The sequence below is a fragment of the Methylobacterium terrae genome (assembly GCF_003173755.1).
GTDB lineage: Bacteria > Pseudomonadota > Alphaproteobacteria > Rhizobiales > Beijerinckiaceae > Methylobacterium > Methylobacterium terrae.
Map to the genome: position 1 here is coordinate 3,719,665 of NZ_CP029553.1, position 21,564 is coordinate 3,741,228.

The 21,564-nt window shown below is 70.9% G+C and carries 19 protein-coding genes; 11 read left to right on the forward strand and 8 right to left on the reverse strand.

Annotated elements, in window-relative coordinates; translation table 11 throughout:
• Positions 1-13: 13 nt before the first annotated feature.
• Together thiE and DK419_RS17110 are read right to left on the reverse strand one after the other, a co-directional pair.
• A complete protein-coding gene (gene thiE / locus DK419_RS17105) occupies positions 14-718 on the reverse strand; it encodes a thiamine phosphate synthase (protein WP_109960144.1) in 705 nt (234 codons plus the stop codon).
• A gap of 125 nt (positions 719-843) precedes the next feature.
• Positions 844-1,827, reverse strand: coding sequence for a DMT family transporter (locus tag DK419_RS17110; RefSeq protein WP_109960145.1), 984 nt, complete (start codon positions 1,825-1,827; stop codon positions 844-846).
• 275 nt (positions 1,828-2,102) lie between these two features.
• On the opposite strand from DK419_RS17110, the gene DK419_RS17115 reads away from it, so the two are divergent.
• The 4 genes from DK419_RS17115 (at position 2,103) to cuyB (ending at position 5,870) form a co-directional block, all read left to right on the forward strand.
• On the forward strand, positions 2,103-2,990 hold the full coding sequence (locus DK419_RS17115) for a UDP-2,3-diacylglucosamine diphosphatase (protein ID WP_425352593.1): 888 nt from the start codon (positions 2,103-2,105) through the stop codon (positions 2,988-2,990).
• The gene (locus tag DK419_RS17120; RefSeq protein WP_109960147.1) at positions 2,987-4,090 is read left to right on the forward strand and encodes a glycosyltransferase family 4 protein; all 1,104 of its coding nucleotides are present in this window, start codon (positions 2,987-2,989) and stop codon (positions 4,088-4,090) included. The genes DK419_RS17115 and DK419_RS17120 overlap by 4 nt, the downstream gene beginning before the upstream one ends.
• Positions 4,091-4,209: 119 nt before the next feature.
• Positions 4,210-5,112, forward strand: coding sequence for a LysR family transcriptional regulator (locus tag DK419_RS17125; RefSeq protein WP_109960148.1), 903 nt, complete (start codon positions 4,210-4,212; stop codon positions 5,110-5,112).
• A gap of 89 nt (positions 5,113-5,201) precedes the next feature.
• Positions 5,202-5,870, forward strand: a complete 669-nt coding sequence (gene cuyB / locus DK419_RS17130; protein ID WP_425352594.1) for a cysteate racemase — start codon at positions 5,202-5,204, stop codon at positions 5,868-5,870.
• Positions 5,871-5,922: 52 nt separating this feature from the next.
• On the opposite strand, the gene DK419_RS17135 is transcribed toward cuyB, so the two are convergent.
• Positions 5,923-6,366: a DUF488 domain-containing protein gene (locus DK419_RS17135; RefSeq protein ID WP_109960150.1), complete on the reverse strand. Its 444-nt coding sequence runs from the start codon at positions 6,364-6,366 to the stop codon at positions 5,923-5,925.
• A gap of 202 nt (positions 6,367-6,568) precedes the next feature.
• On the opposite strand from DK419_RS17135, the gene DK419_RS17140 reads away from it, so the two are divergent.
• Positions 6,569-7,429: a glycoside hydrolase family 25 protein gene (locus tag DK419_RS17140; protein WP_425352673.1), complete on the forward strand. Its 861-nt coding sequence runs from the start codon at positions 6,569-6,571 to the stop codon at positions 7,427-7,429.
• Between the two features lie 237 nt (positions 7,430-7,666).
• On the opposite strand, the gene DK419_RS17145 is transcribed toward DK419_RS17140, so the two are convergent.
• A complete protein-coding gene (locus DK419_RS17145; protein ID WP_109960152.1) occupies positions 7,667-8,677 on the reverse strand; it encodes a 1-aminocyclopropane-1-carboxylate deaminase in 1,011 nt (336 codons plus the stop codon).
• Between the two features lie 167 nt (positions 8,678-8,844).
• On the opposite strand from DK419_RS17145, the gene DK419_RS17150 reads away from it, so the two are divergent.
• From DK419_RS17150 to trmFO, 6 genes are all read left to right on the forward strand, one after another.
• Positions 8,845-9,309 carry an Lrp/AsnC family transcriptional regulator gene (locus tag DK419_RS17150; protein ID WP_109960153.1) on the forward strand — a complete coding sequence of 155 codons (465 nt, stop codon included), beginning with the start codon at positions 8,845-8,847 and terminating at the stop codon, positions 9,307-9,309.
• A gap of 200 nt (positions 9,310-9,509) precedes the next feature.
• The gene (uvrA, locus tag DK419_RS17155; RefSeq protein WP_109960154.1) at positions 9,510-12,494 is read left to right on the forward strand and encodes an excinuclease ABC subunit UvrA; all 2,985 of its coding nucleotides are present in this window, start codon (positions 9,510-9,512) and stop codon (positions 12,492-12,494) included.
• Between the two features lie 352 nt (positions 12,495-12,846).
• On the forward strand, positions 12,847-13,851 hold the full coding sequence (locus tag DK419_RS17160) for a transporter family protein (protein WP_109960155.1): 1,005 nt from the start codon (positions 12,847-12,849) through the stop codon (positions 13,849-13,851).
• 214 nt (positions 13,852-14,065) lie between these two features.
• Positions 14,066-15,037 carry a S1C family serine protease gene (locus DK419_RS17165; protein WP_109960156.1) on the forward strand — a complete coding sequence of 324 codons (972 nt, stop codon included), beginning with the start codon at positions 14,066-14,068 and terminating at the stop codon, positions 15,035-15,037.
• Between the two features lie 577 nt (positions 15,038-15,614).
• Positions 15,615-15,764 (forward strand): DUF1127 domain-containing protein, encoded by a 150-nt coding sequence (locus DK419_RS17170; RefSeq protein ID WP_082173034.1) that lies wholly within the window; start codon positions 15,615-15,617, stop codon positions 15,762-15,764.
• A 186-nt stretch (positions 15,765-15,950) separates the two neighbouring features.
• Positions 15,951-17,381: a methylenetetrahydrofolate--tRNA-(uracil(54)-C(5))-methyltransferase (FADH(2)-oxidizing) TrmFO gene (gene trmFO / locus DK419_RS17175; RefSeq protein ID WP_109960157.1), complete on the forward strand. Its 1,431-nt coding sequence runs from the start codon at positions 15,951-15,953 to the stop codon at positions 17,379-17,381.
• A gap of 197 nt (positions 17,382-17,578) precedes the next feature.
• Here the strand turns inward: trmFO and DK419_RS17180 are convergent, their stop codons facing one another.
• From DK419_RS17180 to secD, 4 genes are all read right to left on the reverse strand, one after another.
• Complete coding sequence (locus tag DK419_RS17180; RefSeq protein ID WP_109960158.1) at positions 17,579-18,445, reverse strand: phytoene/squalene synthase family protein; 867 nt, start codon at positions 18,443-18,445, stop codon at positions 17,579-17,581.
• Positions 18,446-18,469: 24 nt separating this feature from the next.
• Entirely contained in the window at positions 18,470-18,874 is a 405-nt protein-coding gene (locus DK419_RS17185; protein ID WP_245442487.1) for an Mth938-like domain-containing protein, read from the reverse strand.
• Positions 18,874-19,818 (reverse strand): protein translocase subunit SecF, encoded by a 945-nt coding sequence (secF, locus tag DK419_RS17190; protein WP_109960159.1) that lies wholly within the window; start codon positions 19,816-19,818, stop codon positions 18,874-18,876. The genes DK419_RS17185 and secF overlap by 1 nt, the downstream gene beginning before the upstream one ends.
• A gap of 100 nt (positions 19,819-19,918) precedes the next feature.
• Positions 19,919-21,526, reverse strand: coding sequence for a protein translocase subunit SecD (secD, locus tag DK419_RS17195; protein ID WP_109960160.1), 1,608 nt, complete (start codon positions 21,524-21,526; stop codon positions 19,919-19,921).
• Between the last annotated feature and the right edge of the window lie 38 nt (positions 21,527-21,564).

Below are 21,564 nucleotides of genomic sequence, written 5' to 3' on the forward strand. Positions count from 1 at the left end.
CGTGCGTTCCCGGTCATGCAGCGCCCCGCGCGGCGAGCGCCCCGTCGACGACCCCGCGCAGGTCGCGGGCCCGCGCCTCGACGTCGCGCCCGGTGCCGAACAGGGCCGAGATCAGCGCGATCCCGTCCGCTCCCGCGCCGATCGTCGCGGCGGCGTTGCTGCGGTCGATCCCGGCGATCGCCCCGACCGGCAGGCCGGCGCCGCGGGCGAGGCGTGCCCGGAACACGATGCGGTTGAGCCCGTCGAGCCCGACCGGCGGGTCCGGGTTGTTCTTGCTCGTGGTGGCGAAGACCCCGCCGATGCAGGCGTAGTCCACCGGCAGGCGGTAGAGCTCGTCGGCTTGGGCCGAGTTCTTGACGGTGAGCCCGACGATCGCGCCGCGGCCGAGCAGGCGGCGCGCGTCCGTCGGGTGCATGTCCTCCTGGCCGAGATGCACGCCCTCGAGGCCGGCGGCGAGCGCCAGGTCGACCCGGTCGTTCATGAGGAGCGGCACGCCGCTGCCCTGGAGCGCCGCGTGGATCCGGCGCAGGCGCGCCACGGTCTCGCGGGCATCGGCGATGGTCTTCTCGCGGTACTGCAGGAGCGTGCAGCCCCCCGCGGCGGCCTCCGCCGCCATGCGGGCGAGGTGGTCGGCGTCGCCGCCGCACACCCCGACGTCGAGGAGCCCGTAGAGCCGCAGGTCCACCGGCACGGTCGCGTGGTTGCCCGCAGGGATCACCGGGGGGCTCCCGCGCGGCGCGGATGGGGGCGTGCGGGCATGGGGCGCTTCCTGCTGGACCGGGGGACGAGTTCCGATCCCCCGGAGTAAGGGCGAGCGCGCCGGGGCGTCAACGGTCCCGCGGACTAGCCCGCCCGCGCCCCGCCCGCCGCCGCCTCGCGGGCCCGCTCGACGACGAGGCGCCGCTCGCGCCAGACCACGAACACCCCGGCGACCGCCACGATGCCGCCGCCGACCGCGATCGACAGCGTGGGAAGCTGGCCGAACACGAACCAGCCGATCAGCACCGACCACAGCATGGTGGTGTACTCGAAGGGGGCGACCAGCGAGGCGTCGCCGTGGCGGTAGCTCTCGGTGAGCAGGATCTGGCCGATGCCGCCGAGCACGCCGACGACCACGAACAGGGCGAGGTCGAAGAGGCCCGGCATCCGCCAGCCGAGCGCCAGGGTCGAGAGGCCGAGGAGCGAGGTGAACAGGAAGAAGTAGAGCACGATGGCGCCGGTGCGCTCGGTGCCGGTGAGCTTGCGCACCTGGATGGTCGCCGCCGCCGAGCAGCCCGCCGCCAGGATCGCGAACAGCGCACCCGTGGCGCCGCCGCCGCCCGCCCCGCCGAATTCGAGGTGGGGGGCGAGCGTGATCAGCACCCCGAGGAAGCCGACGCTGACGCCGGCCCAGCGATAGGCCTGGACCCGCTCGCGCAGCACCACCGCCGCCAGCACCACGACGAGGATCGGCGAGGCGTAGCCGATCGCCACGGCATCCGAGAGCGGCAGGAAGGAGAGGCCGGCAAAGCCCGCGAACATCCCGCAGGCGCCGATGATGCTGCGGAGCACGTGGCCCTTGAGGTTCCGGGTGCGCACGGCGTCGCGCACGCTGCCCTGCCAGCGCAGCCACAGGAGCAGCGGCGCGATCGCGATGAAGCAGCGGAAGAACACGATCTCGCCGGTCGGGAACCGCTCGGCCAGGATCTTCACGCCGGCGGACATCAGCGTGAAGGCGAGCGCCGAGAGAACCTTGAGCCCGATGCCGAGATACGGCCGGGCGGCCGCGCGGCCCGACGCGCCAGATCCGGTGGCCGACCGGCCGGGGACGACGAGGGGGGCTGCCATGGGCGGGGCGCTTTTCTTGGGGAAGCCGGGGAGGTGCGCGCCGCGGAGAAGCGGCGGGGCGTCCTGTCAAAACCACGAATCGCCACGGCCGAGGTAGAGGGCTCCTCGAGCGTCTGACCTGCGCGATCCGCATGGTGGTCTTTAAATCTCCGCAAACGAATTCAGGTTTGCGACGTCGGGCCGGCCTTCCCCGGCCGAGGTTCCACGCTCCGCCCCCGCGTCATCAAAGTGATACGCGAATGGGGTTTGGCTGGCGCGAGACGCCGCCAAGGAGAATGCACGTGGCCGAGGACGCCGACGCGCTTCGCGTGCGAACCCTGTTCCTCTCGGACACCCACCTGGGGACGAAGGGCTGCCAGGCCGAGCTGCTGCTCGGCTTCCTGCGGGACGTCGACGCCGACGAGATCTACCTCGTCGGCGACATCGTCGACGGCTGGAAGCTGCGCTCGGGCTGGTACTGGCCGCAATCGCACAACGACGTGGTGCAGAAACTGCTGCGGAAGGTGCGCAAGGGGTCGCGGCTGATCTACGTGCCGGGCAACCACGACGAGTTCCTGCGCGACTTCCTCGACATGCATTTCGGCGGCATCGAGATCCAGGACCAGGTGCTGCACGAGGCGGCGGACGGCAAGCGCTACCTCGTCATCCACGGCGACCAGTTCGACCTCGTGGTCCGCCACGCCCGCTGGCTCGCGCTCCTCGGGGACGGCGCCTACACGGCGGCGCTCTTCGTCAACACCCACCTCAACTGGGTGCGCCGGCGCCTCGGCCTGACCTACTGGTCGCTCTCGGCCTGGGCCAAGCTGAAGGTGAAGAACGCCGTCAACTTCATCGGCCGCTTCGAGGAGTTCCTGATCGCCGAGGCGAGGCGGGCCGAGGCCGACGGGGTGATCTGCGGCCACATCCACCACGCGGCGAGCCGCATGGTCGGCACCATGCACTACCTCAATACCGGCGACTGGGTCGAATCCTGCACGGCGGTGGTCGAGCATTACGACGGCACGATGGAGGTGATCCGCTACGCCGAGTGGAGACGGAGCGGCGCCGAGGCCGCGCAGCCCCTCGCCGCACGCCCCCGCCCGCACGCCCCGGTCGAGGAACTGGCGCCCGCCGCCCGCTCCCTGCAGGATCATCCCGCCGCCGGCACCAGGGCCGTCGCGTGAGGCTCCTCGTCGCGACCGATGCCTGGCACCCCCAGGTCAACGGCGTCGTCCGCTCGCTGGAGCACATGGTCACGGCGGGGCGCCGGCGCGGCCACGATCCGGTGATGCTGACGCCGGTGGACTTCGCCAGCGTGCCGCTGCCGGGCTACGCCGAGATCCGGCTGTCGCTCGTCACCGCCCGGGGCGTCGCGGCCCGCTTCCCGGGCCTCGCCCCCACCCACGTCCACATCGCCACCGAGGGGCCGATCGGGCTCGCCACCCGGCGGGTCTGCCTGGCGCAGGGGCGGCCCTTCACCACGAGCTACCACACCCGCTTCCCCGAATACCTCGCCGCCCGCCTGCCGGTGCCGGAACGCTGGAGCTACGCGTGGCTGCGCCGCTTCCACACTGCTGCGAGCGGCACGATGGTGAGCACGCCCTCGCTCGAGCGCGACCTCGCCTCCCGCGGCTTCGGGCGGCTGATGCGCTGGAGCCGCGGCGTCGACACCGACCTGTTCCGCCCCTGCGACGGCGAGGCGCCGCCGGACTGCCTCGCCGGGCTGCCGCGCCCGTTCTTCCTGTTCGTCGGGCGGCTCGCGGTCGAGAAGAACGTCGAGGCGTTCCTGCGCCTCGACCTGCCGGGCACCAAGCTCGTCGTCGGCGACGGGCCGGACCGGGCGCGGCTCGCCGGCCTCGCTCCCGCCGCGCGCTTCCTCGGCACGCTGACCGGCGAGGCGCTCGCCCGGGTCTACGCGGCCTCCGACGTCTTCGTCTTCCCGAGCCTGACCGACACCTTCGGCATCGTCCTGCTCGAGGCGCTGGCGAGCGGATTGCCGGTGGCGGCCTACCCGGTCACCGGCCCCCTCGACGTGATCGGGGGTACGGGCGTCGGGGTTCTCGACCATGACCTCGGGGCTGCGGCCCGCGCGGCGCTCGCGATCCCGCCCGCGGCCTGCCGCCGGGAAGCCCTGCGCTACACCTGGGCGGCGAGCGCCGACCAGTTCTACGGCAACATCGAGAGCGCCCACGCGGAGGGCGCCTCCGTGCCGCGGCGCCGGCGGCTGGGCTGGCCGAAGGCGTTGCCGGGCCAGACGCCGCTGCCGCGGGCGGGCGAGGGCTGACGCCCGGTTGCAAGGCGGCCCGGCGCTGCCTTACTGCGTCTCGGCGAGGCTCCCGCCGGGCCGCCGCCGCCGCGGCGGCGATCGGGAGGCCGGCGAAAGGCACCCGGGCGGGCGCGACCATGGAGCTGAAATGGCTTGAGGATTTCGTCAGCCTCGCGCGGACGGGCAGCTTCTCGCGCTCCGCCGACGAGCGCCACGTGACGCAATCCGCCTTCAGCCGCCGCATCCAGGCCCTCGAAGCGTGGCTCGGCGTCGCCCTCATCGACCGCAGCACCTACCCGACCTCGCTCACGCAAGCCGGCCGGGACTTTCGCGAGACCGCCGAGGAGACCGTGCGGCAGCTTCACGGCACCCGCGCCGCCCTGCAGGCCAGCGCCCGGCCGGACCCGCAGACCGTGGCGGTCGCCGCGCTCCACACTCTCGCCCTCACCTTCTTCCCGTCCTGGTTCCGACGGATCGAGGCGCAGACCGGCGCCCTCGGCAGCCGCCTCCTGCCGGACGATTTCCACGCCTGCATCCAGGCGCTCGCCGAGGGCGGCTACGACTTCCTGCTGACCTTCCATCACCCGAGCGTCGGCATCCTGCTCGATCCCGACCTCTTTCCCCACCGCGTGGTCGGGGCGGACAGCCTGGTCGCGGTGCACAGCGCGGCGCTGCCGGGTTCTGGCGCGGCGCTGCCTCTCCTGAGCTACAGCCGGAACTCCTTCCTCGGCCGCGTGGCGGCTATCGCGCAATTCCGAACGGGCGGGGATGCCGCCGTGACCGCCCACACCAACGAGAACGCGATGGCCGAGGCGCTGAAGTTCATGGCGCTCGAGGGACACGGACGCGCCTGGCTGCCCCGCAGCCTGGTCGCCCGCGAACTCGCCGAGGATCGCCTGGTCGCCGCGGGCGAGGCGCTCCCGCTCGAGATCCGGCTCTACCGCAACGCCGCGCATCGGCGCGCCGCGGTCTCGGCGGTGTGGCGGGCGGCCGAGGCCGTCGCCGCCGAAACTATGCGAAACGCGAATGGGGTGGACTGACACGGCATTGGACCGGGGCCGGGGGCGGCGCGCATCGTCACCGCGGACAGGAGGTCGCGATGCTCGGTGTTCTCGGTGGAATGGGGCCGATGGCCACGGTCGATTTCATGGAAAAGGTCATCCGCCACACGCCCGCCTCCTGCGACCAGGAGCACATCCGGATGGTCGTCTGCTCGGCCGCCGACATCCCGGATCGCACTGCCGCGATCCTCGGCGAGGGGCCGGATCCGCTTCCGGCCCTGCGCGCGACCCTGCGCCGGCTGGAGGCGGCGGGCGCGACGTGCATTGCCATGCCCTGCAACACCGCCCATCACTGGCACGCCGCCTTGCAGGCCGGGACGCCGCTGCCGATCCTGCACATCGCCGACGCGGTGGCCGACCGGCTCGGCCCGCCGGAGGGCGCCCGCATCGGCGTCCTGGCCACCACCGGCACCGTCGCGGCGGGGATCTACCAGGACCGTCTCGCCCTGCGCGGCTACGCGTGCGGGCTGCCCGACACCGGGGGGCAGGACGCGGTGATGCGCGCAATCCGGCTCGTGAAGGCCGGCCGCCTCGCCGAGGCGACGGCGATCCTGCGTCGGGAAGCGGAGGCCCTGGCGGCGGCAGGAGCCGGGGCGGTCGTGATGGCCTGCACCGAGATCCCGGTGGCGCTCGCGGCGGTGGAGGATCCGCTGCGGGCGTGCCTGGTCGACGCGACGGAAGCCCTGGCCCGGGCCTGCGTGGCGGCCTGCCGGCCCGGGACCGCCCTCGCCGCCTGAGCCGCGTCCGGCACCTCCCGCGGCGGGGCCGCCGCGGGATCGGCCCCACGCCTCACGCGAACAGGTCCACCGCCTGAAACCCCCTCCCCGCCAGCCGCTCACTCAGGATCCGCCGGTGGCAGCGCTCCGGGTCGCGCTCGAAGCAGAGCAGGCAGGTCGGGCCGGCCGCGGCGAGCGCCGCCAGCTCGTCGAGGGCGGCTTCGCCGGTCGCGGTGTCCAGCACCTCGTCGCAGTAGATCCGCCGCATCAGGCCGGCATCGTGGGCGCGGGCGGCCTCGCGCCCGGCCTTGGGCGTGCCGAGGCTGCGCAGGTGGCTGTAGGCGATGCCGGCCTCGGTCAGGCCGGCGGCGAGGGCGCTCTTCGAGAAGCCGCGCTTGCGCGAGGCCGCCACCGCCCGCACGTCGGCGAGCCGAGCCACGCCGGCATCGCGCAGGGCGGCGGTGACGCGCTCGGAATCGGCGCCTTCGTACCCGATGGTAAACAGAACCTTGGCCACGTCCCGTCCCGATAAAATTCAGTGCTGGCGGAGGCTTATGCCCGATGGCCGAGGCCCGGGCGAGCCTCGGGGCATGGTTACGTGGCTTATCCGCCACGGGTTTCGGAATTCCGTCCCGATTCCGTCAAGCTTCCATTAACCGGCCCCACCGCATCGAATAGCCATAGTGTTCCGCGTGAAGTCAGGCCGCGCCCCCATGCCGATGGAGTCGACGATCCCCTCCGCCCCGTGGTCCTCCGTCCTCTCGCGCGGTGTCCTGTGGGGCAGGCGCGCGCTCGCGGCCGCGAGCCTCGCCGCGCTCGCGGCCTGCGCCGGCGGCGGCGCCGATTTCTATCCCACCAAGGGCGACGTGAAGCCCCATCCGGGCGTCGCCAAGGCCAAGAACCACCCGATCCAGGGCATCGACGTCTCGAAGTGGCAGGGCCCGATCGACTGGGCCTCGGTCCGGGGCGCCGGCACCCAGTTCGCCTACATCAAGGCGACCGAGGGCGGCGACCACGTCGACGAGCGCTTCCGCGAGAACTGGGACGGCGCCGGCCGCGCCGGGGTGCCGCGGGGCGCCTACCACTTCGTGTTCTGGTGCCGCTCGGCCAAGGACCAGATGGACTGGTTCAAGCGCAACGTCCCCAACGACCCGACCGCCCTGCCCCCGGTCCTCGACGTCGAGTGGAACGGCCATTCGCAGCTCTGCCCCAAGAAGCTGCCGAAGGCCCAGGCCCTCGCGATGACCGAGTACATGCTCAGGGAGATGGAGGCCTATACCGGCAAGCGGCCGATCATCTACACCGACATCACCTTCCACAAGGACGTGCTGGAGGGCGAGCTGCCGGATTATCCGCACTGGGTCCGCTCCACCGCGGCCGAGCCGGAGCAGCGCTACGCCAACCGCGACTGGATGCTGTGGCAGTTCACCTCGACCGGGCGGGTGCCGGGCGTGCGCGGCGACGTCGACCGCAACGCCTTCTACGGCACCAAAGCCGAGTGGGCCTCGTTCCTGGCGACCGATTGCGACCCGCGCCACCATCGCCGGCTCTCGGCGGCGGGGTTGTGCACGGACAAGTGACGAACGGCTGACGGAGGCGACGAAGCCCGGCCCGCGACGAGCGGCCGGGCTTCCTCTTTGAAAATCGTCTCGTCCCACCCTCGACCTCGTCCCGAGGTACGGGCGATCGAAGACCGCTGGACTTCGAAGGAGGGCTCCAGAGGTCTCCGCGGTCCCCCCTTCGCGGTCAGTCGATCGTCGATCGACCGAAGCCCCGGGATGAGGTCGCGAACGGGAGGACGAGCGGATCGTCCCCGCTCACCCGTTGCGGAACGTGTAGCTGTAGCCGTTCAGCGCCGGCGCCCCGCCGAGATGGGCGTAGAGCACTTTCGAGCCCTTGGGGAAGAAGCCCTTCCGGACGAGGTCGATCATGCCCTGCATCGACTTGCCCTCGTAGACCGGGTCCGTGATCATCGCCTCGAGCCGGGCGGCGAGGCGGATCGCCTCGACGGTCTCCTTCGAGGGCACGCCGTAGACCGGGTAGGCGTAGTCCTCCTTGAGCACCACGTCGTCGGCCACGATCTCGCCGGCGCCGACGAGCGCGGCGGTGTTCCGGGCGATCTCGAGCACCTGCGCCTTGGTCTGGGCGGGCGTGCAGGAGGCGTCGATGCCGATGACGTTGCGGGCCCGGCCATCGGCCGAGAAGCCGACCAGCATGCCGGCATGGGTCGAGCCGGTGACGGTGCAGACCACGATGTAGTCGAAGTGGAGGCCCATCTCGGCCTCCTGGCGGCGCACCTCCTCGGCGAAGCCGACATAGCCGAGACCGCCGAACTTGTGCACCGAGGCGCCGGCGGGAATCGCGTAGGGCTTGCCGCCCTTGGCCTTCACGTCCTCGATCGCCTGCTTCCAGCTGTCGCGGATGCCGATGTCGAAGCCTTCATCCACGAGCTGCGACTCGGCGCCCATGATCCGCGTCAGCATGATGTTGCCGACCCGGTCGTAGACCGCGTCCTCGTGCGGCACCCAGGCCTCCTGGATCACCCGGCACTTCATGCCGATCTTGGCCGCCACCGCCGCCACCATGCGGGTGTGGTTCGACTGCACGCCGCCGATCGACACCAGGGTGTCGGCGCCGGACGCGATCGCGTCCGGCACGATGTATTCGAGCTTGCGCAGCTTGTTGCCGCCATAGGCCAGGCCGGAATTGCAGTCGTCGCGCTTGGCGTAGATCTCGACGTCGCCGCCGAGATGCGCGGTCAGCCGCGGCAGGTGCTCGATCGGGGTCGGCCCGAAGGTCAGGGGGTAGCGCTCGAACTGCGACAGCATCGAAGGAATCATCGCCGGGGTCCTGTGTGGAAGCCGCGTTCATCCTAGCCGTGATCCACCGGAAGGTGTTCTCGAAATCGCGCGATGTTTGACGTCTTTTCCCGCCGGATCGGCGGTTCACGTGCTAGATCCGTCCATATCCGGGCCTTGGGCTGGAAGGATCTCTCATGAGCGCGGGCCTCGACCGCATCGACCTGAAAATTCTCCGTCTCCTGCAAGAGGATGGCCGGATCGGCAACGCGGACCTCGCCAAACGCGTCAACACCAGCCCGGCGACCTGCCACCGCCGCACCCAGCGGCTGTTCGACGAGGGGTACCTGCGCGGCGTGCGCGGCGTGGTGGCGCCGGACAAGGTCGGGCGCGGCTCGCTTGTCCTCGTCGGCGTGGTGCTCGACCGCTCGACGCCGGAGAGCTTCTCCGCCTTCGAGGCGGCGGCGCTCGCCATGCCGACCCTCCTCGACTGCCACCTCGTCGCCGGCGACTTCGACTACTTCCTCAAGATCCGCGTCTCGGACATGGCCGACTTCAACCGGATGCACAGCGAGATCCTCATCGCCCTGCCCGGGGTGCGCCAGACCCGGACCTTCTTCGTCATGAAGGAGGTGATCGACAACGCCCCGCTCAGCTTGTGAGAACGCGGTGGTTGCCGCTGTACGCAGTTTGTTCTAGTCGTGAATGGAGACTTACCCGGAGCCTTGGCCCGGAGGCCCCGGCGCCCCATCTCGTCACCCACACGGTCGACAGGGTTCCCGGCATCGCGGGCTCCCGGCCGGTCCCCGGTCCCACCAAGCCTGGCTGCGCCTGAGTCGGCGGCGGCCCGGAGCCTTCCTGCATGGCCTCTCTCGACAAGCTCTTCGACCGTTCCGCGGAAGCGCGCGTGATCGCGGTGCGGGGTGCCCGCGAGCACAACCTGAAGAACGTCGACCTGACGATCCCGCGCGACAAGCTCGTGGTGTTCACCGGGCTGTCGGGCTCCGGCAAGTCGTCGCTCGCCTTCGACACCATCTACGCGGAAGGGCAGCGCCGCTACGTCGAGTCGCTCTCGGCCTATGCGCGCCAGTTCCTCGAGATGATGGCGAAGCCCGACGTCGACCAGATCGACGGGCTGTCGCCGGCGATCTCGATCGAGCAGAAGACGACGTCGAAGAACCCGCGCTCGACGGTCGGCACCGTCACGGAGATCTACGACTACATGCGCCTGCTGTGGGCGCGGGTCGGCATCCCGTACTCCCCGGCCACCGGCCTGCCGATCGAGAGCCAGACCGTCAGCCAGATGGTCGACCGGGTGCTGGCCCTGCCGGAGAAGACCCGGCTCTACCTGCTCGCCCCCGTGGTGCGCGGCCGCAAGGGCGAGTACCGCAAGGAGATCGCCGAGTTCCAGAAGAAGGGCTTCCAGCGCCTGCGCATCGACGGCGAGTACTACGCCATCGACGACGTGCCGAAGCTCGACAAGAAGCTCAAGCACGACATCGACGTGGTGGTCGACCGGATCGTGGTGCGGGCCGACATGGCCTCGCGGCTCGCCGATTCGTTCGAGACCGCGCTGGAGCTCGCCGACGGCATCGCGGTCGTGACCTTCGCGGACGCGTCCGAGGAGGGCTCAGGCCCCGAACCCATCACCTTCTCGTCGCGCTTCGCCTGCCCGGTCTCCGGCTTCACGATTCCCGAGATCGAGCCCAGACTCTTTTCCTTCAACAACCCCTTCGGCGCCTGCCCGACCTGCGGCGGCATTGGCCACGAGATGCGGATCGATCCGACGCTCGTCATCGCCGACGAGTCCTTCAGCCTGTCGCGCGGCGCCGTCGCGCCCTGGGCGAAATCGACCTCGCCCTATTACGGCCAGACCCTGGAGGCGCTGGCGCGCCACTACCGCTTCCGCACCGACACGCCGTGGGGCAAGCTCACCGCGGCCGCCCGCCAGGTCGTGCTCTACGGCTCGGACGGCGACGAGGTCCGCTTCGCCTACAACGACGGCTTGCGCGCCTACGAGGTCTCGAAGCCGTTCGAGGGCGTGATCCCGAACCTCGAGCGGCGCTACAAGGAGACCGACAGCGACGCGGCCCGGGAGGAGATCGGCCGATTCATGGGCGAGACGCCGTGCTCGGCCTGCGCCGGCAAGCGGCTGAAGCCCGAGGCGCTGGCGGTGAAGATCGCCGGCTCCGACATCGGCGACGCCACCGTGCTCTCCGTGCGCGACGCCCACCGCTGGTTCGGCGAGTTGCCCGGGCATCTCTCAGCTAAGCACAACGAGATCGCGGCCCGCATCCTCAAGGAGATCCGCGACCGCCTGACCTTCCTGGTCGATGTCGGCCTCGAATACCTGACGCTCGCCCGCGGCTCGGGCTCGCTGTCGGGCGGCGAGAGCCAGCGCATCCGCCTCGCCTCGCAGATCGGCTCGGGGCTGACCGGCGTGCTCTACGTCCTCGACGAACCCTCGATCGGCCTGCACCAGCGCGACAACGAGCGCCTGCTCGGCACGCTGAAGCGCCTGCGCGACCTCGGCAACTCGGTGATCGTCGTCGAGCACGACGAGGACGCGATCCTCCAGGCCGACTACGTCGTCGATGTCGGCCCCGGTGCCGGCATCCATGGCGGGCGGATCGTGGCGCAAGGCACGCCGCCCGAGCTCCTGGCCGATCCGAACTCGCTGACGGCGAAGTACCTCACCGGCGCCCTCGCGGTGCGGGTGCCGAAGATGCGCCGGAAGGCGAAGAAGAACCCCGCCGCCAAGGCCGGCGAGCCCGAGCCGCAGACCCTGCGCCTCGTCGGCGCGCGGGGCAACAACCTGAAGGACGTGACCGCCGAGATCCCGCTCGGCACCTTCACCTGCATCACCGGGGTGTCCGGCGGCGGCAAGTCGACGCTGGTCGTCGACACGCTCTACAAGGCGGTGGCGCGCAAGCTCAACGGCGCGCTCGAGCATCCCGCGCCCCACGACCGCATCGAGGGGCTGGAGCACCTCGACAAGGTCATCGACATCGACCAGTCGCCGATCGGCCGCACCCCGCGCTCGAACCCCGCGACCTATATCGGCGCTTTCACGCCGATCCGCGACTGGTTCGCCGGCCTGCCCGAGGCCAAGGCCCGCGGTTACCAGCCGGGGCGGTTCTCGTTCAACGTCAAGGGCGGGCGCTGCGAGGCCTGCTCGGGCGACGGCGTGATCAAGATCGAGATGCACTTCCTGCCCGACGTCTACGTCACCTGCGACGTCTGCAAGGGCAAGCGCTACGACCGCGAGACCCTGGAGGTGAAGTACCGCGAGCGCTCGATCGCCGACGTCCTCGACATGACGGTGGAGGAGGCGGCCGAGCTGTTCAAGGCGGTGCCGGCGATCCGCGAGAAGCTCGAGACCCTGGCCCGGGTCGGCCTCGGCTACGTCCGGGTCGGCCAGCAGGCCACGACCCTGTCGGGCGGCGAGGCGCAGCGCGTGAAGCTGTCGAAGGAACTCTCGAAGCGCGCCACCGGCCGCACGCTCTACATCCTCGACGAGCCGACCACCGGCCTGCACTTCCACGACGTCGCCAAGCTGATGGAGGTGCTGCACGAGCTGGTCGACCAGGGCAACAGCGTCGTGGTGATCGAGCACAACCTCGAGGTCATCAAGACCGCCGACTGGGTGATCGACATGGGGCCGGAGGGCGGCGACGGCGGCGGCATCATCGTGGCGCAGGGCACGCCGGAGGACATCGCCGCGTCGGACAAGAGCCATACCGGCCGGTTCCTGCGCGAGGTCCTGGCCCGCCGCCCCGCGGCCCGGCCGGCGCCCCGCCCGGCCCGGAGCCGCAAGGCAGCAACCAGCAAGCAGGCGGCCGAGTAACCCTGACGCGAAAACACCCGCGAAGCGTAGCCGCACGGGCGGAAAAACCGCCTGTGCGGTGCAGCAAGCCGGCATTTGCTTGCGATTCGGCGTATTGTACCACCAAAGTACAAAGTGGTGGTCGCATGACGAAAATGCGTCATTTGCGCAACGCCCGCACGTAGTCTGCCTTCCCCCTGAGCAAAACGCTGGCGTTCCGGGACAATCTGGAAGACCATCGTTCTTGTTCAGACTGTGTCGCCGGGCGGGAGCCGGGCGCAATCCGGTTCGATCGTTGCGCGCAGCAATGGTGCGCGGATCGGGCTCGCGGATGCGCGCGTTCCTGCCCCGAGTACCCTAGGGAAGGAAGATCATGGGCAAGTATTGGCTGGCCGCGGGGGCGGCTGCCCTGTCGCTGGGCGTTTCGGCGAATGCCGCCTTCGCGCAGACCACGACGGTGCCGGGCGAGCAGGTCGGCCTCGCGATCGGCGCGCCGCTGCCGGAGGGTGTCTACGCGATCAACACCTTCACCTATCGCAGCCCCGACGGCCCGAACCTCACCTCCACCGACACCGCGGTCAACGTCCCGGTCCTGGTCTGGTCGACCCCCTGGAAGGTCCTCGGCGCGCGCTTCGAGGCCGTGGTCGCCCCGCCGACGGTCTTCACCTTCTCCCGCGCCGCCGGCGGCCGCGACACCAGCATCAATGTCGGCACCTTCCTGGGCGGCATCTTCGCCTGGGACCTGGGCAACAACATCGGCGTCAGCTACCTCGCCGGCGTTTACCTCAACGAGCTGAATGCCGGCCGCGGCGGCGGTCTCTCGATCCTGGCCTCCAACACCTACCGCCAGGGCTTCGGCATCAGCTACACCGGCGACGGCTGGAACGTCACCGCCAACCTCACCTACAACTTCTACGACACGCCGGCCCGCTTCGGCGGCCGCAACGGCATCCCGGGCTTCTACGGCAGCCAGTTCCCGACCGACGCCCTCAACCTCGACCTGACCGCGACCAAGAAGTTCGGCAAGTTCGAGATCGGCGCCATCGGCTACGGCACCGCCAACCTCCCGAATCGCGGCCCCCTCCCCCTGGGCGCGCCCTGCAACGGCAACTTCGCCAGCTGCGGCACGGTGGTGGGCGGCGGCGGCGGGCGCTTCGCCCTCGGCGGCCTCGTCGGCTACGATTTCGGCAAGTTCTCGGTCCAGGCCTGGGTCGCCCGCGACGTCGCGACCTCCGTGAAGCAGATCTCGCCGGTCTCCGGCCTGCCGACCAACCGCGACGCCTACTCGACCGAGGGCTGGTTCCGCGTCATCGCCCCGCTCTACACCGTCGCGGCCGCGCCCGAGCCGGTGCCGGTTCCGCTCGTGCGCAAGTACTGAGCACGGGACTCGCAAGACCTTTCCACCACGAGACCCCTCCTCGCCCGCCCGGCTCCTCGAGCCGGGCGTTTTCGCTGTCGGGGCCTCGCCTCCCCGGGCCGCACCGCCTGTCGGTCCCGGGTCCGCGACCTATAACGGGAACGAGCGGGCGGGGCCGACGATCCCGCCCAGTCACGACGAGGCACGGGGCCGGGAGCCCCGGCAGGAGACCATCATGGCGGCGCCCGGCGACTGGAAGATCCCCTCCGCGGTGCAGCCCCGCCCGGCCGCCTATTCCTACGACCTCGACCAGACCCTCACCGCCGTCGTCGCCCTGTCCTCGCGGGTGCCCGACGGCGCCTACACCGCCGAGATCCTCGGGACCGAGCGCGCCGGCAACGGCGTCGTCATCGGCGAGGACGGGCTGGTGCTCACCATCGGCTACCTCATCACCGAGGCCGAGAGCGTCTGGCTCACCGCCCATGACGGGCGCACGGCGCCGGGCCACGTGGTCGGCTACGACGCCGCCACCGGCTTCGGCCTGGTCCAGGCCTTGGACCGCCTCGACCTGCCGCACCTCCCCCTCGGCAGCGCCGACGGCCTGCGCATCGGCGACCGGCTGGTGATGGCGGGCGCCGGCGGCCGCTCCCGCGCCGTCGCCGCCGAGATGGTGGCCCGGCAGGAATTCGCCGGATACTGGGAGTACCTCCTCGACGACGCGATCTTCACCGCGCCCTCGCACCCGCACTGGGGCGGCGCGGCGCTGATAGGGCCGGCCGGCGAACTGACGGGCATCGGCTCGCTGCAACTGCAGCAGGGCGGCCGTGACAACCGTGCCATCAACATGGCGGTGCCGATCGACCTCCTGAAGCCGATCCTCCACGACCTGACCACGCTGGGCCGGGTCTCCGGCCCGCCCCGGCCCTGGCTCGGCCTCTACGCCACCGAGATGGACGACCAGGTGGTGGTGATGGGCCTCTCGCCCCGCGCGCCCGCCGAGACCGCCGACCTGCGTGCCGGCGACATCCTGATGGCCGTGGGCCAGACCGAGGTGAACGACCTCGCGGGCTTCCTGCGCGCCGTGTGGGCCCTCGGCCCCGCCGGGGTCGCCGTGCCGCTGACCGTGCATCGCGACGGGCGGACGCTCAGCATCCCGGTCGCCTCGGCGGATCGGTCGAGCTTCCTGGTCGCGCCGCGCCTGCACTGAGCGCCCGTTCCCACGCCCTGCATCGGCTGCATCCCTGCGCTCTCCGCCCGCGGGAGGGCTGTCCGGGGGAAATGGACAGGCACAGATATCCCCTCTCCTGCGTCGGACAGGCCCGTTCGCCCCGGAATCGCGATGGCGACCGTCCCGGAGGACGGCGACGCCCCTCCGATCCCAGGCCCCGGCATATCCCTCGAACGCCGTGTGAGCACCCGCAGCCGCTGTCGCGACGGCGTCTCGCCGCACTGCACACCAAATCGCCACCGGTTGCCGCATCGCTGCGCTCGCCACCGGTCCGCCGCACCGTCGCGGCCCTTGCGGCAGCGCTGCCCTTCGCGTGTGCAGCATAGTGCCTAACGCTCCGAAATCCCTGCGATTCATGCGCCAGAGTGCTGCCAAATCGGCGGGCACGGGGGTTGGTTGACGATTCCCTGCGCGCTGCATGTGAATCGTGCATGGCTGGCTTACGCGACTCCGTCTCCCACCAGCGCCGCCGTTTCCCATATGGTGCGTTGCAACAGAGGCAGGCAGCCGATGCCGAAACGGTTCGCACCGGCTGCCCGCTCAGAGGTCAAATCCGATGTTCGTCTCCCTCATCCTCAGCAAGATCCGCTCCTACCTCCGCTACCGCGAGACCGTGCACGAGCTGTCGCGCCTGTCCGACCGCGAGCTCGACGATCTCGGCATCAGCCGCTTCGAGATCCAGGGCATCGCTCGCTCGGTCGCGTAAGCGCCCGCACGCGTCGCCAGTACCGCGTACCGAGTACCCCAAGTCGATCCAAGGCCCCGTCGATCGAAGGCCCCCGGGCCCGTCATCGTCTCGCGCGCCCGCCCCTTCGGCGGGCGTTCGCTTGTCTGAACCCCGCCTCGCATCGACGGTGTTGCATCGGCGGTCGCCGATCCGATATGCCGCGTCATGTCCGGATCGAACCCCATTCACGTCGTCGGCGGCGGCCTCGCCGGCTCCGAGGCCGCCTGGCAGATCGCCGAGGCCGGCCTGCCCGTGGTGCTCCACGAGATGCGCCCCCTGCGCGGCACCGAGGCGCACCAGACGGAAGGCCTCGCCGAGCTCGTCTGCTCGAACTCGTTCCGCTCCGACGACGCGGCGCTCAACGCCGTCGGGCTGCTGCACCAGGAGATGCGCCGCCTCGGCTCGCTGATCATGCGCTGCGGCGACGCCAACCAGGTGCCGGCCGGCGGCGCGCTCGCGGTCGACCGCGAGGGCTTCAGCCGCGCCGTCACGGCGGCGCTCGAGGCGCACCCGAACGTCGGGATCGTCCGCGAGGAGATCGACGGCCTGCCCCCGGCCTCCTGGGACAGCGTGATCGTCGCGACCGGCCCGCTCACCGCGCCCGGCCTCGCCGAGGGCATCCGCGGCCTGACCGGCGCCGAGTCGCTCGCCTTCTTCGACGCCATCGCGCCGATCGTGCACCGCGACTCGATCGACATGGGCAAGGCCTGGTTCCAGTCCCGCTACGACAAGGTCGGCCCGGGCGGGACGGGGGCGGACTACATCAACTGCCCCCTCGACCGCGAGCAGTACGCCGCCTTCATCGCGGCGCTCATTGAGGGAGAAAAAACCTCGTTCAAGGAGTGGGAGCCCTCGACCCCCTACTTCGACGGCTGCCTGCCGATCGAGGTGATGGCCGAGCGCGGTCCCGAGACCCTGCGACACGGCCCGATGAAGCCGTTCGGCCTGACAAACCCGCACGACCCGACGGTCAAGGCCTACGCGATCGTCCAGCTGCGCCAGGACAACGCGCTCGGCACGCTCTACAACATGGTCGGCTTCCAGACGAAGCTGCGCCATGCCGAGCAGGTGCGGGTCTTCCGCACGATTCCCGGCCTGGAGACCGCCGAGTTCGCCCGGCTCGGGGGCCTGCACCGCAACACCTACCTCGACAGCCCGCGCCTCCTCGACGCCACCCTGCGCCTGAAGGCCGAGCCGCGCCTGCGCTTCGCCGGCCAGATCACCGGCTGCGAGGGCTACGTCGAGAGCGCCGCGATCGGCCTGATGGCCGGCCGCTTCGCCGCCGCCGAGCGCGAGGGGCGCGCCCTGGAGCCGCTGCCCGTCACCACGGCGCTCGGCGCCCTCATCGGCCACATCACCGGCGGGCACGTCTCGGCGGAGGATGCGGGCACGCCGCGCTCGTTCCAGCCGATGAACGTCAATTTCGGCCTGTTCCCGCCCCTCGACCGCGCACCGAAGGCCCCGGACGGCAAGCGCCTGCGCGGGCCCGAGAAGGCGCAGGCGAAGAAGCGGGCGATGACCGACCGGGCGCGGGCGGATCTCGGGACGTGGCTCGGCGAGGAGCCGGCCCCGCTGCCGGCGGCGGCGGCGGAGTAGCCGCGGTCGACCCCGCGGCCCTCACGCCCACCACGTCACCCTGGGGCTCGACGAAGCCGGGAACCCGGGATCCATGAACGGTGACGAGCGAAGCGACCGGCGTTTCGCTTCATCCTCCGACGCCAGCGGTGACGGATCCCGGGTTCCGCTGCGCGGACCCGGGATGACGTGGCGGGTCGAAATGGACGTGGTGGGGACTACTTGACCGACCGCGCCGCCCGCCACAGCCGCCAGATCCGGCGCCAGTTCGGCACCTCGACCACGCTCGCCAGCGGGTCGTACCCCGGCCGCTCCATCCGCGCGAGGTAGCCCTCGACCATGGCGACCGGCAGGAAGGCGGGGGCGGCCACGCTGGCGATCGTCGCCCGCTCGGCCGCGTAGGCCGCGAGGTGGCGGCGCACCAGCGCCCGCATGTCGGCGCAGGCCCCGAGCAGACCCGGGCCACCGCGCCCTGCCACGATGTCCTCGCGGGTGACGCCGTGGGCGTTCAGCACGTCCGCCGGCAGGTAGACCTGCCCGCTGCGGGCGTGCCAGGGCAGCGCCCGCAGGAGGCCGGTCACCGCGTAGGCGACGCCGGCATGGCCGGCGGCCGCAGCACCTCCGGGCTCCGAGCCGTCGGCCAGGATCAGGCTGCCGAGGCGGATCAGGCAGGAGGCGGTCTCGCCGCAATAGCCCTCGAGGTCGGTGGTCGAGGGCATCGGGTCGTCGTAGAGGTCGAACACCCGGGCATCGATCAGGTCGACGAGGGGCTGGCGCGGCAGGCGCGCCTTGACCAGGGTATCGTCGAGGGCGGCGGCCACCGGGTGCGCCCGCACGTCGCCCCGCGCCTCGCCCTGGAGCGCGTCGCGCCACCATTGCAGGCGCAGTTCCCCCGGCATCGGGCTCGACACGGCTTCCCGCACCCGCGCCACCTCCAGGCTGAAGGCGGCGAGCGCGTGGAGGTGGGGCCGCTTCTCGGCCGGGGCGTAGAGGCTGGCGTACCAGCGGTCCGGGTCGCCCTCGCGCACCAGGGCCTCGCAATGGGCGTAGGCCCAGGCCGGGTCCCGCGTCTCGGGCTGGCTCATGATGCGTGGCTCACGATTCTCGGCTCACGGCACCGCGATCAGGGCGGCCGCGACCTTGCGGTTCTCGGCCATCAGGATGTTGTAGGTCCGCGCCGCCGCGCCGGTCTGCATCACGTCGAGGCCGATGCCGGCGGCCTTGAGGTGCTGGCGCAACGCATCGGGCACGAACACGATGTCGGCCCCGGTGCCGAGCAGCAGGAGGTCGACCCCGCCGGCCTCGGCCAGGAGCGGGCGCAGGCTCTCCGGCGTGATGCCCTCCGGCGCGGTCACGTCCCAGGCCCTGACGCCGGAGGGCAGCGCCAGGATCGAGCCGCGATGCGACATCTCGGCGAAGCGGAAGCCGCCGCCCCCGTAGGCGTCGATCGGGTAGCGGCCCGGGACGAAGCCGTCGTGGAGCCGCCCGGGGCTGCTCTCCCCCTCGCCCGCCACTACTCGGCCGCCTGCTTCAGGCTGGAGGTGTCGCGCGCCTGCGCGCGGCCGCCGGCCTGCAGCCCGATATAGATCAGGAACGGCGTCGAGACGAAGATCGCCGAGTAGGTGCAGATCACCACGCCGGCCAGCATCACCACCGAGAAGCCCTTGATCGCCTCGCCGCCGAACAGCACCAGGGCGAGCAGCGACAGGGCGGTCGACATCGCGGTCATCACCGTGCGCGACATGGTCGAGTTGATCGAGAGGTTCAGCAACTCCTCGGTCGGCATGGTCTTGTAGCGCCGCATCAGCTCGCGGGTCCGGTCGAACACCACCACGGTCTCGTTGAGCGAGTAGCCGACGATGGTGAGGATCGCGGCGATCGAGGTCATGTTGAACTCGATGCGGGTGATCACGAACAGCCCGACCGTGATGACGATGTCGTGCAGGGTACCGACGATGGCGCCGAGCGCCAGTTCGCGCTCGAACCGGAACCACAGGTAGAGCAGCACCGCCAGGACCGAGAGCACGACGCCGATCGTGCCCGACTGCACGAGTTCGCCCGAGACGCGGGGGCCGACGGTCTCGACGCGGTCGAAGGCGTAGTCCTTGTCGAAGGCCTCGTGCGCCTTCTGCATCACCAAGGTCTGCCCGGTCTCGCCACCGGCCTGGAGCGGGAAGCGGACCGAGATCGAGCCCTGGCCGAATTCCTGCACCTCGGTCTCGCCGAAGCCGAAGCTGTTGGCGGTGTGGCGCACCGTGCCGACGTCGGAGGTCACGCCGGGCTTCGGCCGCAGCTCGACCAGGGTGCCGCCCTTGAAGTCGATGCCGAAATTGAGCCCGATCTGCAGGAACAGCACCACCGTGGCGACCGAGATGAACGCCGAGAGCGGGAAGCTCAGGCGTCGCAGGCGCATGAAGTCGAAGTGGGATTCGTCGGGCCAGAGGCGGAGGAGGCGCATCGTCGGTCTCGGGAGGGTGTGTCGGCGCGCCCCGCTCGGGTGGCGCAGCTCCGGGCGGCCGCGAGGGCCGCCCGTCGAAAGCGATCGGATCGCCTGGACCTCAAATCGGAAGGGTCTTGGGCCGCAGGCGCTGGTACCACAGGGCGATCATCATCCGGGTCAGGGTCACGGCGGTGATGACCGTGGTCAGGATGCCGAGGATGAACACCACCGCGAAGCCCTTCACCGGGCCCGAGCCCATGAAGAACAGGATCACCGCGGCGATCGCCATGGTCGAGTTCGAGTCGACGATGGTCGCGAAGGCGCGGTCGAAGCCGGCCTGCAGCGCCGAGGGGATCGAGCGGCCGGCCCGCACCTCTTCCCGCACGCGCTCGTAGATCAGCACGTTCGAATCGACCGCGGTGCCGATGGTGAGCACGATGCCGGCGATGCCCGGCAGCGTCATGGTGGCCTCCAGCACCGACATCAGGCCGAGGATCAGGCCCACGTGGACGAGGAGCGCGATGTTGGCGAAGAGGCCGAACACGCCGTAGGCCGCGAACATGAGCACGACGACCAGGATCGTCGCCACGATGGTGGCGTGCTTGCCGGCCTCGATCGAGTCGCGGCCGAGGCCAGGGCCGACGGTGCGGCGTTCGATGATGGTGAGCTTGGCCGGCAGGGCACCGGCACGCAGCAGTACCGAGAGGTCGTTGGCCTGCTGCACGGTGAACCGGCCCGAGATCTGGCCTTGCCCGCCGGTGATCGGCTGCAGGATGCGCGGCGCCGACACCACCTCGTTGTCCAGCACGATCGCCATCGCGCGGCCGACATTCTCGCTCGTCGCCTGGCCGAAGCGCTGGGCGCCGCGCAGGTTGAACTTGAAATTGACGATCGGCTCGTTCGACTTCTGGTCGAAGCCCGGCTGGGCATCGGTCAGGTCGGCGCCGTCGGCCATCACCCGGCGCTCCACCGGCACTTTCTGGCCGTTGGCATCCTTGGACGGCAGCAGGTCGACGTCGCCGGCAGAGCTGTCGGCGAGCATGCGGAACTCGAGCTTGGCAGTCCCCTTCAGCAGCTCCTCGACCCGTTGCGGATCCTGGAGGCCGGGCAGCTGCACCTGGATGCGGTCGGCGCCCTGCTGCTGGATCGACGGCTCGGTCGTGCCGACGAGGTCGATGCGGCGGCGGATGACCTCGATCGCCTGGGTCACGGCCCGACGGGTCCGGGAGTTGAAGCCCGCATCGGTGATGGTGAGCTGGATCGTGCCGCCAGGATCGTCCTTCACGTCGAGGGTGCGAGCGCCGGTCTGGCCGAGCACGGCGTCGGTGATCGGTTGTGACAGCGCCTGCAGCTTCGGCAGCGCCTTCGCCTTGGCGGCCTCATCGGTCAGGCGCAGCTGCACGCCGCGCGGCGTGAGCTGGATGCCGCCGGCCGTCTGAACGCCGGCTTCGCGGAGGGCGTTGCGGACATCCTCGCGCAGGCTCTGCACCATCGAGCGCATCAGGTCGTTGCGGTCGACCTCCAGCACGATCTGCGAACCGCCCTGGAGGTCGAGGCCGAGCACGATGGCGCGGGTCGGGACGATCCAGGTCGGGAACCAGGACGGCAGGGACTTGATGAAGCCGGTGCGCTGTTCGGCCGTGAAGAAGCTCGGCACGGCGAGCATCAGGCCGACGAGGATCACGGCGAGCGTCGCGACGGCCTTCGTGGTGGAGATACGGAGCATCCGCGGCGTCCCAACCGGTCTTGCGTGTGTCAGATAGG